12 protein-coding genes are annotated in these 13,763 nt (G+C 52.6%); 5 read left to right on the forward strand and 7 right to left on the reverse strand.

All coding sequences use genetic code 11. The features are described 5' to 3' along the window. Nucleotides 1–16: 16 nt before the first annotated feature. Nucleotides 17–307, reverse strand: coding sequence for a DNA damage-inducible protein YebG (gene yebG, locus OOJ59_RS23520; RefSeq protein WP_038641410.1), 291 nt, complete (start codon nt 305–307; stop codon nt 17–19). Between the two features lie 132 nt (nt 308–439). On the opposite strand from yebG, the gene purT reads away from it, so the two are divergent. Next, complete coding sequence (purT, locus tag OOJ59_RS23525; RefSeq protein ID WP_137347811.1) at nt 440–1,618, forward strand: formate-dependent phosphoribosylglycinamide formyltransferase; 1,179 nt, start codon at nt 440–442, stop codon at nt 1,616–1,618. 68 nt (nt 1,619–1,686) lie between these two features. Here the strand turns inward: purT and kdgA are convergent, their stop codons facing one another. The 3 genes from kdgA to zwf form a co-directional block, all read right to left on the reverse strand. Beyond that, nucleotides 1,687–2,328 carry a bifunctional 4-hydroxy-2-oxoglutarate aldolase/2-dehydro-3-deoxy-phosphogluconate aldolase gene (gene kdgA / locus OOJ59_RS23530; RefSeq protein WP_038641415.1) on the reverse strand — a complete coding sequence of 214 codons (642 nt, stop codon included), beginning with the start codon at nt 2,326–2,328 and terminating at the stop codon, nt 1,687–1,689. 34 nt (nt 2,329–2,362) lie between these two features. After that, the gene (gene edd, locus OOJ59_RS23535; protein ID WP_085048044.1) at nt 2,363–4,174 is read right to left on the reverse strand and encodes a phosphogluconate dehydratase; all 1,812 of its coding nucleotides are present in this window, start codon (nt 4,172–4,174) and stop codon (nt 2,363–2,365) included. A gap of 234 nt (nt 4,175–4,408) precedes the next feature. Further along, nucleotides 4,409–5,884 (reverse strand): glucose-6-phosphate dehydrogenase, encoded by a 1,476-nt coding sequence (gene zwf, locus OOJ59_RS23540; protein WP_003034896.1) that lies wholly within the window; start codon nt 5,882–5,884, stop codon nt 4,409–4,411. A gap of 365 nt (nt 5,885–6,249) precedes the next feature. Here zwf and OOJ59_RS23545 point away from each other — a divergent pair, with 365 nt between their 5' ends. Both OOJ59_RS23545 and pyk read left to right on the forward strand, forming a co-directional pair. Then, complete coding sequence (locus OOJ59_RS23545) at nt 6,250–7,119, forward strand: MurR/RpiR family transcriptional regulator (RefSeq protein WP_038643240.1); 870 nt, start codon at nt 6,250–6,252, stop codon at nt 7,117–7,119. Nucleotides 7,120–7,237: 118 nt separating this feature from the next. After that, nucleotides 7,238–8,680 carry a pyruvate kinase gene (gene pyk / locus OOJ59_RS23550; RefSeq protein ID WP_038641420.1) on the forward strand — a complete coding sequence of 481 codons (1,443 nt, stop codon included), beginning with the start codon at nt 7,238–7,240 and terminating at the stop codon, nt 8,678–8,680. 45 nt (nt 8,681–8,725) lie between these two features. Here pyk and lpxM read toward each other — a convergent pair whose 3' ends face one another. From lpxM to znuA, 3 genes are all read right to left on the reverse strand, one after another. Continuing rightward, entirely contained in the window at nt 8,726–9,697 is a 972-nt protein-coding gene (lpxM, locus tag OOJ59_RS23555; RefSeq protein WP_038641423.1) for a lauroyl-Kdo(2)-lipid IV(A) myristoyltransferase, read from the reverse strand. Nucleotides 9,698–9,816: 119 nt separating this feature from the next. Continuing rightward, nucleotides 9,817–11,136: a murein DD-endopeptidase MepM gene (mepM, locus tag OOJ59_RS23560; protein ID WP_050764953.1), complete on the reverse strand. Its 1,320-nt coding sequence runs from the start codon at nt 11,134–11,136 to the stop codon at nt 9,817–9,819. 15 nt (nt 11,137–11,151) lie between these two features. Further along, nucleotides 11,152–12,096: a zinc ABC transporter substrate-binding protein ZnuA gene (znuA, locus tag OOJ59_RS23565; RefSeq protein WP_160956249.1), complete on the reverse strand. Its 945-nt coding sequence runs from the start codon at nt 12,094–12,096 to the stop codon at nt 11,152–11,154. A gap of 78 nt (nt 12,097–12,174) precedes the next feature. Between znuA and znuC the strand changes: the two genes are divergently transcribed. After that, nucleotides 12,175–12,930 (forward strand): zinc ABC transporter ATP-binding protein ZnuC, encoded by a 756-nt coding sequence (gene znuC, locus OOJ59_RS23570; protein ID WP_006684140.1) that lies wholly within the window; start codon nt 12,175–12,177, stop codon nt 12,928–12,930. Beyond that, on the forward strand, nt 12,927–13,712 hold the full coding sequence (gene znuB, locus OOJ59_RS23575; protein ID WP_069324707.1) for a zinc ABC transporter permease subunit ZnuB: 786 nt from the start codon (nt 12,927–12,929) through the stop codon (nt 13,710–13,712). Before znuC ends, znuB begins: the two co-directional genes overlap by 4 nt. Nucleotides 13,713–13,763: the final 51 nt, after the last annotated feature.

Consider the following 13,763-nt stretch of genomic DNA (forward strand, 5'->3'; position numbering starts at 1 on the left):
AGGAGCGCAAGTCGTTTCAGGCAGCCTGGGTATCATCCTCAGCGTGCGCGTCATCTTTAACGGCCTGCGGAGACGGCAGCTTGCCGTTTTTCAGGATGGCGCTCAGCACATCTTTTTGCTCAGCCAGCCACAGGGAAAGCGCTTCACGCTGCTCGTCTTCAAGCGCTACCGGTGACTGCTCCAGCCATGTGTCGAGCAAATCCGCTGTATCAAGCATTTTGTCATACGCATCGGCTTCCTTTTTGCTGGTAAACGACATTTTTTCCTCACCTTCCCGAATGACTACGTATTTAACTTCAACCGCCATTTTTGCAGCCTCTTAAATTACCTGTATTTATGTACAGTATATTCTTTTTGCGCCCTGAAATCAACCTGGCAATAAAGACAGACGCAAACGTTTTCGTATATACTGCGCCCAGATAAAACAGGGGATTAATTTATGACGTTATTAGGCACAGCGCTGCGTCCCGCAGCAACGCGAGTGATGTTATTAGGTTCAGGTGAACTGGGTAAAGAAGTGGCGATCGAATGCCAACGCCTGGGTGTGGAAGTCATTGCCGTGGATCGTTACCCCGACGCGCCAGCCATGCACGTTGCCCATCGCTCATACGTAATCAATATGCTCGATGGCGAAGCGTTACGCGAGGTTGTCGAGCGCGAAAAACCACATTATATCGTGCCGGAAATAGAGGCGATTGCCACGGATATGCTGGTAAAGCTGGAACAGGAAGGGCAACACGTTGTGCCGTGCGCACGAGCGACCCAACTGACCATGAACCGCGAAGGGATCCGTCGCCTCGCCGCAGAGGAACTGTCTTTACCAACCTCTTCTTTTCGCTTTGCAGACAGCGAAACTCGCTTTCGCGAGGCCGTCGCCGAAATTGGCTTTCCTTGCATCGTGAAGCCAGTAATGAGTTCCTCAGGTAAGGGGCAAAGCTTTATTCGTTCAGCCGATCGGCTCACCGAAGCCTGGAACTATGCTCAACAGGGAGGCCGGGCAGGCGCCGGGCGCGTTATCGTCGAAGGCGTGGTAGATTTTGATTTTGAAATTACCCTGCTTACCGTTAGCGCCGTTGATGGCGTACACTTTTGCGCGCCGGTAGGGCATCGTCAGGAAGATGGCGATTATCGTGAATCCTGGCAGCCTCAGCAGATGAGCGACCTGGCGCTGGCGCGCGCGCAGGAGATTGCCCGTAAAGTCGTGCTGGCGTTAGGCGGCTACGGTCTGTTTGGCGTGGAGCTGTTTGTCTGCGGTGATGAGGTCATTTTTAGCGAAGTCTCCCCTCGCCCGCACGACACCGGAATGGTGACCTTAATTTCGCAGGACCTGTCTGAGTTTGCCCTGCACGTTCGCGCATTTCTCGGTCTGCCCGTTGGCGCAATCCGTCAGTATGGGCCTTCCGCTTCCGCCGTTATTCTGCCGCAACTTAGCAGCCAGAATGTGACGTTTGATAACGTACAGGCCGCCGTGGGCGCTGGCCTGCAAGTACGATTCTTTGGTAAGCCGGAGATCGACGGGAGCCGTCGTTTAGGCGTGGTACTGGCTACAGCGCAAACCATTGAAGACGCGGTTGAACGCGCGAAACACGCCGCCGCACAGGTGAAAGTTACAGGATAAAAAACCAGCCCCGTAGGCCGGATAAGGCGTTGATGCCGCATCCGGCCTACGGTTTACACATTAACGGCTTACTGCTTCGCGCCTTCTACTGCTTCACGAGCCAGTTTGGTAATGCGTTCGTAATCGCCAGCTTCCAGCGCATCTGCCGGAACCAGCCAGGAACCACCGATGCACAGCACGCTTTTCAGCGCGAGGTAGTCACGGTAATTCGCCGGAGAGATACCACCGGTTGGGCAGAAACGTACCTGAGAGAACGGGCCCGCAATCGCCTGCAGCGCTTTAGTACCGCCGTTCGCTTCCGCCGGGAAGAATTTGAACTCTTTCAATCCGTAGTCCATACCCAGCATCAGTTCAGAAACCGTGCTGATGCCAGGGATCAGCGGAATAGTCCCTTCCGTTGCGGCTTTTAACAGCGGCTCGGTCAGACCCGGGCTGATAGCAAACTGCGCACCGGCTTCGGTGACTTCAGCCAGTTGTTGCGGATTCAGTACAGTACCTGCGCCGACGATGGCGTCCGGAACTTCTTTCGCGATCGCGCGAATGGCATCCATCGCACATGCGGTACGTAAGGTCACTTCCAGAACGCGCACGCCACCTGCAACCAGCGCTTTTGCCATCGGCACCGCATGTTCCAGTTTATTAACCACAATAACCGGTACAACCGGGCCAGTGGTCAGGATTGCTTCTGCACTTGTCTTCCAGTTTTTCATCAGAGTTTTCTCTCGCCTGATTACAAAATAAGTCTTAAAAAGTGATACAGGTTGCGCCCTGCTCCGCTCCGGACAGCTTCTCACGCAACGCGCTGAACATTTCACGTCCGGTCCCCACGCGCGATGCGCTGAGGTCTGGAATGTGAGGCTGACGTGAAGCAAGTTCTTCTTCGTCAACCAGCAGCGTCAATTCACCTGTCTGTCCATTCACACGAATGATGTCGCCATCACGTACTTTTGCCAGCAGACCGCCATCATAGGCTTCTGGGGTTACATGGATTGCTGAAGGCACTTTACCTGAAGCACCTGAAAGTCGTCCATCGGTAACTAACGCAATTTTGAAACAACGGTCCAATAATACACCAAGTGGCGGCATGAGTTTATGTAATTCTGGCATTCCGTTCGCTTTTGGTCCCTGATGACGCACAACAACTACGCAATCGCGGTCAAGCAGACCGGCATCGAACGCCGGTAACACATCGTGCTGACTTTCAAAAACGACTGCCGGCGCTTCAATAACCTGATTTTCAACCGGTACCGCCGACGTTTTCATCACTGCGCGCCCGAGGTTACCGCTCAGCACTTTAGTGCCGCCGTGGTGAGAGAAAGGTTGGTCAAAGGTGGCAATCACGTTGCTGTCCAGTGATTTCGCCGCCCCTTCGCGCCAGTCCAGTTCACCGTTGTTAAGCCACGGCTCCATGGTGTAACGCGATAAACCGAATCCGGCAACGGTATTCACATCTTCATGCAGCAGACCCGCGTTCAGCAGCTCACGCATTAGCACCGGTACGCCGCCCGCCGCCTGGAAATGGTTAATATCCGCCGGACCGTTCGGGTACAAACGCGCCATCAGCGGCACGATATCGGACAGATCGGAGAAGTCATCCCAGTTAATCAGAATCCCGGCCGCGCGCGCCATGGCCACCAGATGCATCGTGTGGTTAGTTGAGCCCCCGGTCGCCAGCAGCGCCACAATTCCGTTCACCACCACTTTTTCATCGATCATTTTACCGATCGGCATCCATTCATTGCCGTTCCCGGTAAGACGCGTAACCTGACGGGCGGCAGCAGCGGTCAACGCTTCACGCAGCGGCGCATCCGGATGGACGAATGAGGAGCCTGGCAGTTGCATCCCCATGAACTCAACGACCATCTGGTTGGTATTCGCCGTACCGTAGAACGTACAGGTACCCGGTGCGTGATAAGACGCCGCCTCGGACTCGAGCAGCGCCATGCGATCAACTTTGCCTTCCGCATAGAGTTGACGAATACGCACTTTTTCTTTGTTCGCCAGGCCGCTCGCCATCGGCCCGGAAGGAATGAAGATTGACGGCAGATGACCGAATGACAGCGCCGCCATCACCAGGCCAGGGACAATTTTATCGCACACGCCGAGGAACAACGCGCCATCGAACATATTGTGAGAGAGACCTACAGCCGCTGACATCGCAATCACTTCACGACTGAGCAGCGAAAGCTCCATCCCATCCTGTCCCTGGGTAACACCATCACACATGGCCGGCACACCACCGGCAACCTGACCTACCGCATTGGCTTCATGCAGCGCCTGGCGAATGATAGCCGGATAATGTTCATATGGCTGATGCGCAGAAAGCATGTCGTTGTAGGAGGTAATGATCGCGATATTGTTACGCAGCATGCTTTTCAGCGATGCTTTGTCGTCCGGTTGACACGCGGCAAAGCCATGCGCCAGGTTACCGCATGCCAGTTGCGAACGATGAACGGTGGTCGATTTAGCTTGTTCAATACGGGCGAGGTAGGCGGAACGTGTATGGCGAGAACGTTCGACGATACGTTGTGTTACGCGTAACAAATTCGGATTCATAGAGGCTCCTAAAATTTATCTGTCAGAGCGGTAGGGTTAACAATGCTTATCAGTCGTGTTAAAAAGTGCTGAATCGCTTGTTTGCCGTAGCTCAGGGGCAAAATCGTTTCAGGCAGTGTAATAAAAAAAGCCCCGCGGGTGAATCCACGCGAGGCTTAAAAGTGCAAAAATTGTTCTGCAATCTGTGTTAGATCATGTTACCGGTAAAATAACCCCTATGGGTAAGGCGATCTTTTACTCGAATTCGTTCCAGGAACGACCATCTCGGGTGATCATTGCCACAGAGGCAACCGGTCCCCAGGTCCCTGCCTGATACGGTTTCGGCGCATCGTTGTCCATCGCCCATGCTTCGGTAATTGAGTCGACCCACTTCCAGGCTTCTTCAACTTCATCACGACGCACAAACAGCGCCTGAATACCGCGCATCGTTTCAAGCAGCAGTCGCTCATAGGCGTCGGCCAGATGCGTCTGGTTAAAGGTTTCGGAATAGCTCAGATCAAGCTTGGTGATTTGCAGGTTATGCTTGTGGTCCAGACCCGGCACTTTGTTCAGCACCTGGATATCAACACCTTCATCAGGCTGCAAACGAATAGTCAGCTTGTTCTGCGGCAGATCCTGCCAGGATTCCCGGAACAGATTCAGCTCAGGCGTTTTGAAATAGACGACGACTTCAGAGCACTTCGTCGGTAAACGCTTGCCGGTACGCAGATAGAACGGAACGCCCGCCCAACGCCAGTTATCAATATCCACACGGATCGCCACAAACGTTTCCGTATTGCTGCTTTTGTTCGCGCCCTCTTCTTCCAGATATCCCGGAACTTTTTTGCCCTGGGCAAAACCCGCGGTGTACTGACCGCGAACCGTCTTTTCACGCACGTTTGAGCGGTCGATACGGCGTAGTGATTTCAGTACCTTCACTTTTTCATCACGAATGCTGTCAGCGCTCAGGTCCGACGGCGGAGACATCGCGATCATGCACAAGATCTGCAGCAGGTGGTTTTGGATCATGTCGCGCATTTGACCGGCCTGGTCAAAATAACCCCAGCGACCTTCAATACCCACTTCTTCCGCGACGGTAATTTCAACGTGATCGATCGTGCGGTTATCCCAGTTGTTTACAAACAGGGAGTTGGCAAAACGCAGTGCCAGCAGGTTCAGCACCGTCTCTTTACCGAGATAGTGGTCGATACGATAAACCTGACACTCTTCGAAATATTCACCGACCTGATCATTGATCTCGCGCGATGTTGCCAGTGACGTTCCCAACGGTTTTTCCATCACGACGCGGGCAGGTTTAGCATTCAGCTTTGCTTCACCCAAACCTTTGCAGATCGCGCCAAAGGTGCTTGGCGGCATCGCGAAATAGTTAATCGTAGTCCGTGATTTCTGATCCAGCATTTCACCCAGACGGCTAAATGCGGCGGTATCATTGACATCCAGATTACAAAACTCCAGACGGCCGCTGAGGGTCTCCCACAAACCTTCATCAATTTTTTCTTTCATGAAGGTTTCGAGCGCTTCGCGCACAACCTTGGTATAGGCTGCTTTGTCCCAGTCGGCACGCCCTACCCCGATGATACGGGTTTCCGGGTTAATCTGGCCGGCCTTTTCCAGTTGATACAGGGAAGGCAGCAATTTCCGCCGCGCCAGGTCGCCCTTCGCGCCGAAAATGACCAGGTCACATGCCTGGGCTGTTTGCGTTACCGCCATGTCATTCTCCTCAATTAAGTGTCTGGTGCTTTTGCCAGAAACTGGTTGTAATTTTATTACAGTGCACTGTACTGCTTTTACGTGAATCCGGAAACCGTAAACGCTTATCCAGCCGTGCTGTTACTGCAAACAGGCGTTTGATTGGCGTTTACCTCTGCAAAATGGATAAAAAAGTCGCTTTTTTTCGTAGCCATGAAGAAGTAACAAAACCAGACTTCGATCATGTAATGAAAAAAAACAACAACTATTCTGTCCATTTTGCCCCGTTCCTTCCGTGGCAGGGGTAATATCTAGCAAATGTATCCCCCGATTTCCCCGTATCGCTGAAATCGTTTTTTCCCATGAGCCATGAGTCGACCTACATCATGAATATGCTGGAAAAAATCCAGTTAAAACTGGAACAGTTGAGCAAATCAGAGCGTAAAGTCGCTGACATTATTCTTGCCTCACCCGACCGGGCAATCCATTCAAGCATCGCTGCGCTTGCGCTGGAAGCCAACGTCAGCGAGCCGACGGTGAACCGCTTCTGTCGCAGTATGGATACGCGCGGCTTTCCTGATTTTAAACTGCATCTGGCGCAAAGTCTGGCAAATGGCACCCCTTATGTTAATCGTAATGTGGATGAGGATGACAGCGTAGAATCTTACACGGGAAAAATCTTCGAGTCGGCGATGGCAAGTCTTGACCACGTTCGCCAGTCTCTGGATAACACCGCGGTAAACAGGGCGGTGGATTTGTTAACCCAGGCGAAGAAAATTGCCTTTTTTGGCCTTGGGTCTTCCGCCGCGGTAGCGCACGACGCGATGAACAAATTTTTTCGTTTTAACGTACCGGTGATCTATTCCGACGATATTGTACTGCAACGTATGAGTTGCATGAATTGTAGCGACGACGACGTTATTGTGCTGATTTCGCATACCGGAAGAACCAAAACTCTGGTTGAACTGGCGCAGTTGGCGAGGGAAAACGACGCGATGGTTATCGCCTTGACCTCTCCCGGCACGCCGCTGGCGCGCGAAGCCACGCTGGCCATTACCCTCGACGTACCGGAAGATACTGACATTTATATGCCCATGGTCTCTCGACTTGCTCAACTGACCGTGATAGATGTGCTGGCTACAGGATTTACTTTGCGCCGCGGGGCAAAATTTAGAGATAACTTGAAGCGTGTCAAGGAAGCACTCAAGGAATCGCGTTTTGATAAAGAATTACTCATCAAGAGTGATGATCGCTAAAAGCAATAACAATGTTCTACCCTTTTATCATCCGGGTCGTTCATTTACCGTCAATGTTTGAGAACGACCGGATTAATGTTCACGCAACACCTAGTTGTTTCAGTCAACGGAGTATTACATGTCCAGAAGGCTTCGCAGAACCAAAATCGTTACCACGTTAGGCCCAGCAACTGATCGCGATAACAACCTCGAAAAAATTATCGCTGCGGGTGCGAACGTCGTACGTATGAACTTTTCGCACGGCTCTCCAGAAGATCACAAAATGCGGGCGGATAAGGTCCGTGAAATTGCCGCAAAACTGGGCCGCCATGTAGCTATTTTGGGTGACCTGCAGGGACCTAAAATCCGCGTATCAACCTTTAAAGAAGGTAAAGTTTTTCTTAATGTTGGCGACAAGTTCCTGTTAGACGCCAACCTTGGCAAAGGCGAAGGCGACAAAGAAAAAGTCGGGATCGATTATAAAGGTCTGCCTGCTGACGTCGTGCCAGGCGATATCCTGCTACTTGATGACGGTCGCGTACAGCTTAAGGTGCTGGAAGTCCAGGGAATGAAAGTCTTCACCGAAGTCACCGTCGGCGGCCCGCTGTCCAATAATAAGGGCATCAACAAATTGGGCGGCGGTCTTTCTGCTGAAGCCCTGACCGAAAAAGATAAAGCTGACATCGTCACTGCAGCGCAAATCAGCGTTGATTATCTGGCCGTCTCCTTCCCGCGCTGCGGCGAAGACCTGAACTATGCCCGTCGTCTGGCGCGCGACGCAGGTTGCGATGCGAAAATCGTCGCCAAGGTAGAACGTGCGGAAGCTGTCTGCGACCAGAATGCGATGGATGACATCATTCTGGCTTCCGACGTGGTGATGGTCGCGCGTGGCGACCTGGGCGTTGAAATCGGCGATCCTGAGCTGGTAGGTATTCAAAAAGCGTTGATTCGTCGCGCACGTCAGCTGAACCGTGCGGTCATTACCGCCACACAGATGATGGAGTCGATGATTACCAACCCAATGCCGACCCGTGCGGAAGTGATGGACGTGGCTAACGCCGTTCTGGACGGTACCGATGCCGTTATGCTCTCTGCAGAAACGGCAGCAGGTCAGTACCCGGCAGAAACCGTCGCGGCAATGGCTCGCGTATGCCTGGGTGCCGAGAAGATCCCGAGCATCAATGTCTCCAAACACCGTCTTGACGTGCAGTTTGACAACGTCGAAGAAGCAATTGCTATGTCAGCGATGTATGCCGCTAACCACCTGAAAGGGGTAACCGCTATCATCGCGATGACTGAGTCTGGTCGTACCGCGCTGATGACCTCTCGTATCAGTTCTGGCCTGCCGATTTTCGCGATGTCTCGTCATGAGCGTACGCTGAATCTGACCTCTCTGTATCGCGGTGTCACCCCGGTTCACTTTGACAGCGAAACTGATGGCGTGGTTGCCGCAAATGAAGCGGTGAACCTCCTGCGCGATAAAGGTTATCTGGTTTCCGGCGACCTGGTGATTGTGACCCAGGGCGATGTCATGAGCACCATTGGCTCAACCAATACCACGCGTATTCTGACTGTAGAATAATGCCAGCGTTTGATGTAAAAAAGCCTCTCGTTTGAGAGGCTTTTTTTATTTCTTCGGATAGAGATCTTTGCGTTTATAAGGCTCAATTTCACCCGGTTTACGCGTCTTAAGCAGTTTTAAAATCCAGGTGTATTGCTCAAGGTGTGGGGCAACAAAAATTTCCACCTCTTCGTTCATTCGTCTGGCAATAGTGTGATCATCCGCCGTCAGGATGTCATCCATCGGAGGACGTACCTGGATCGTCAGGCGGTGCGTTTTACCATCATATACCGGGAACAGAGGCACCACGCGGGCGTGGCATACTTTCATCAGACGACCAATCGCCGGTAACGTTGCTTTATAGGTCGCAAAAAAGTCCACAAACTCGCTGTGTTCAGGACCATGGTCCTGATCCGGCAAATAGTATCCCCAATATCCCTGACGTACAGACTGAATAAACGGTTTGATACCATCGTTACGCGCATGCAGGCGGCCACCGAAACGACGGCGCACCGTGTTCCAGACGTAATCGAATACCGGGTTTCCCTGGTTGTGGAACATCGCCGCCATTTTCTGCCCCTGGGAAGCCATCAACATCGCCGGGATGTCCACCCCCCAGCCATGAGGAACGAGAAAAATCACCTTTTCATCGTTGCGACGCATCTCTTCGATGATATCCAGGCCTTGCCAGTCAACCCGACTCTGAATTTTCTCCGGGCCGCGTATCGCCAGTTCCGCCATCATGACCATCGCCTGAGGCGCGGTCGCGAACATTTCATCGACAATGGCCTCGCGCTCAGCTTCACTACGCTCAGGAAAGCAGAGAGACAAATTGATCAATGCTCTGCGACGCGAGCTTTTTCCCAGTCTTCCGGCGAGCCGTCCGAGCTTTGCCAAAACAGGATCGCGGAATGATGCTGGCGTTAACGCAATCCCGGCTATCGCCGCCACGCCAAGCCAGGCGCCCCAGTAGCGCGGATGGCGAAATGATTTGTGAAACTCAGGGATATACTCAATATTCTTTTTTTTCGTTTCCATGCTCTTCCAGTGTCTGGTATCGCGAAAAGTAAATCTGCTGATAGTGTAGCGGCGCACCGTGTGCCGTACAAAATAAAAAAGCCGGCACGCATCGCGTACCGGCTCTGTCAGTGTGCTAATTAATCAAAACGCAGCTGAGGAACAACTTCTTTCACCTGTGCCAGGTAATCAGTGCGATCTGAACCGGTCAACCCTTCTGTACGCGGCAGTTTCGCCGTCAGCGGGTTAACAGCCTGCTGGTTGATCCAAACTTCGTAATGCAGGTGCGGGCCCGTTGAACGTCCGGTATTGCCTGACAGCGCGATACGGTCGCCACGTTTCACTTTTTGTCCTGGCTTAACCAATAGCTTACGCAGGTGCATATAACGCGTAGTGTAGGTGCGACCATGACGTACCGCAACATAGTACCCAGCGGCGCCGCTGCGCTTCGCGACAACCACTTCACCATCACCTACCGATAGCACTGGCGTCCCCTGCGGCATCGCAAAGTCGACACCTTTATGCGGCGCTACGCGTCCCGTCACCGGGTTCAGGCGACGCGGGTTAAAGTTCGAGGAGATGCGGAACTGTTTCGCCGTTGGGAAACGCATAAAGCCTTTCGCCAGTCCGGTACCATTTCGGTCATAGAACTTACCGTCTTCAGCGCGGATGGCGTAATAATCTTTGCCTTCAGAACGCAAACGCACGCCCAGCAGTTGGCTTTGCTCACGTTTGCCGTCGAGCATTTCGCGAGACATCAGCACCGAGAACTCATCGCCTTTTTTCAGTTTGCGGAAATCCATCTGCCACTGCATGGCCTTGATCACCGCACTGATTTCAGAGCTGGTCAGCCCGGCATCTTTAGCACTGGCAACGAAGCTCCCGCCGACTGTGCCTTTGATACGGCTGTTGACCCAATCGCCCTGCTGCATTTCGCTGCTCATTTTGAAACCCGTCGCAGTGCGATCGTAAGTACGGGTTTCGCGACGAGAAACTTCCCAGGTCAGGCGTTGCAGGTCACCTTCCGCGCTTAGCGTCCAGGAAAGTTGCTGGCCAATTTTCAGGTTACGCAACTCTTTATCGGAAGCAGCAAGCTGGCTGATGTCACCCATATCGATGCCGTACTGATTCAGAATACTGCTCAGCGTATCGCCCGTAGAGACGACATACTCATGCACACCGGCCTCACCAGACGTTTTGTCATCCAGTTCATCCTGGGGGATAGCTTCATCTTCCTGAGCGGCCTGATCGATAGGTTCGCTGGCCTCAGGCAACAGAGAACGAATCTCGCTTTTTTCCAGCTCGATAGTTTTGACGATGGGTGCAGAATCAGGGTGGTAAACATAGGGCCGCCAGACAGCGACGGCCAATGTCAGTACGGTAAGCGACCCCAGCATAACGCGATGGGGTCGCGGCAGATTATTAAATGCCAGAGCGACAGAGCGGGCTATCTGTTGCACGTATTCACTTCCTCATTAATCTCCTTTCAGGCAGCTCGCATACTGGTTGGCTAATTGGTTCAAAAACGCTGAATAGCTTGTTTTACCCAGTTTGATATTCGTTCCGAGTGGATCCAACGTTCCCATTCGAACGGTTGTCCCTCTCGCGACGGCTTCAACGACCGCTGGCCTGAACTGTGGCTCAGCAAAAACGCAGGTTGCTTTTTGCTCAACCAACTGTGTTCTTATTTCATGTAAACGCTGCGCACCAGGTTGAATCTCAGGGTTCACGGTAAAGTGACCAAGCGGTGTTAGTCCGTAGTGTTTCTCGTAGTAGCCATAGGCGTCATGAAAAACGAAATAACCTTTGCCCTTGAGCGGCGCGAGCTCGTTACCTACCTGCTTATCGGTTGCGGCTAATTGTGCCTCAAAATCCTTCAGGTTGGCGTCAAGTTTGGCTCGACTTTGCGGCATAAGTTCCACTAATTTTTCATGGATTGCAACCGCTGAGGCCCGCGCTATCTCTGGGGAGAGCCAAAGATGCATGTTGTAATCGCCGTGATGGTGATGCTCGTCACTTTTTTCACCACCCGCATCGCTGTGTCCATGATCTTCATCGTCGTCGTCAGCACCTTTCATGAGTAACGGTTTCACGTCATTAAGCTGCGCAATCGTTACCTGTTTCGCGTTAGGAATATTCTTGACTGACTTTTCCATAAACGCTTCCATCTCAGGTCCAATCCACACGACTAAGTCCGCGCCCTGTAAGCGTTTTACGTCTGAAGGACGCAGTGAGTAATCGTGTTCGGAAGCCCCGTCAGGCAGCAGAACCTGGGTATCAGTTACCCCATCAGCAATGGCTGAAGCGATAAATCCCAGCGGCTTAAGAGACGCCACAACGGCAGCATTTGCCGCCTGTGTTGCACTACCCCAAAGAGCAGCGGATAATGCTGCGAAAAGAAGCGTATTTTTATGTAACATAATGCGACCAATCATCGTAACGAATGTAAGAAATGTGATATTATAACATTCTATAACTTCTGCAAGACTAAAATTGATATGACGACTTTGGTTTCACTGGAAAATGTCTCGGTCTCTTATGGTCAACGCCGCGTCCTTTCTGACGTATCGCTTGAACTTCGACCCGGTAAAATTTTGACGCTTCTCGGCCCAAATGGTGCCGGGAAGTCAACCCTGGTGCGCGTTGTTTTGGGGCTGGTAGCGGCTGACGAGGGAGTTATCAAGCGTAATGGTCAATTGCGGATTGGCTATGTGCCGCAAAAGCTGTACCTCGATACCACGCTTCCGCTGACGGTCAGTCGTTTTCTGCGCTTACGTCCCGGCACCAAAAAAGAGGATATTCTTCCGGCGCTGAAGCGCGTTCAGGCCGGGCATCTGATGAATGCGCCGATGCAAAAACTCTCTGGCGGGGAAACGCAACGCGTCCTGTTGGCCCGTGCTTTATTGAATAAGCCTCAGCTACTGGTTCTTGATGAACCGACCCAGGGTGTGGATGTCAATGGTCAGGTCGCACTGTACGATCTTATCGACCAGTTACGACGTGAACTGGATTGCGCCGTACTGATGGTTTCCCATGACCTGCATCTGGTGATGGCTAAAACCGATGAAGTGCTGTGCCTCAACCACCATATTTGCTGTTCCGGCGCGCCGGAAGTGGTTTCCATGCACCCGGAATTCATCTCAATGTTCGGGCAACGCGGCGCCGAACAACTCGGAATTTACCGTCATAATCATAATCATCGCCACGATTTACAGGGTCGTATCGTCTTACGCCGGGGAAATGGTCACTCATGATTGAATTGTTATTACCCGGTTGGTTAGCCGGGATCATGCTGGCCTGTGCCGCCGGCCCACTCGGCTCGTTCGTCGTCTGGCGTCGTATGTCTTATTTTGGTGATACGCTGGCCCACGCTTCACTGCTGGGCGTCGCTTTTGGTCTGCTGCTGAATGTAAATCCTTTCTATGCCGTCATTGCCGTGACCCTGATGCTGGCGGCCGGTCTGGTATGGCTGGAGAAGCGCCCTCACCTCGCGATCGATACCTTGCTTGGTATTATGGCGCACAGCGCGTTGTCATTGGGGCTGGTTGTCGTCAGCTTGATGTCAAACATCCGCGTGGATCTGATGGCCTACCTGTTTGGTGATTTACTCGCCGTGACGCCAGAAGATCTCATCTCCATCGCCATTGGCGTGATTATCGTTCTGGCGATTCTGTTCTGGCAGTGGCGCAACCTGCTGTCGATGACCATCAGTCCGGATCTGGCGTTTGTTGATGGCGTGAAGCTGCAACGCGTTAAGCTGTTGCTGATGCTGGTTACAGCTTTAACTATCGGTGTGGCGATGAAGTTTGTCGGGGCGCTGATTATCACCTCTCTGCTGATCATCCCTGCGGCAACCGCCCGTCGTTTCGCCCGCACACCGGAACAGATGGCAGGCGTCGCCGTTGGTGTGGGTATGATAGCGGTTACAGGGGGGCTGACCTTCTCAGCCTTTTATGATACCCCAGCAGGGCCATCCGTGGTGCTGTGTGCCGCGCTGCTGTTTATCTTCAGCATGATGAAAAAGCAGGCAAGCTAAGCGAGTGTTGCCGGGTGGCGCTGCGCTTACCGGGCCTACAAAATCGCCCTG

The organism is Citrobacter sp. W9 (genome assembly GCF_026719375.1).
Taxonomy (GTDB): domain Bacteria; phylum Pseudomonadota; class Gammaproteobacteria; order Enterobacterales; family Enterobacteriaceae; genus Citrobacter; species Citrobacter werkmanii.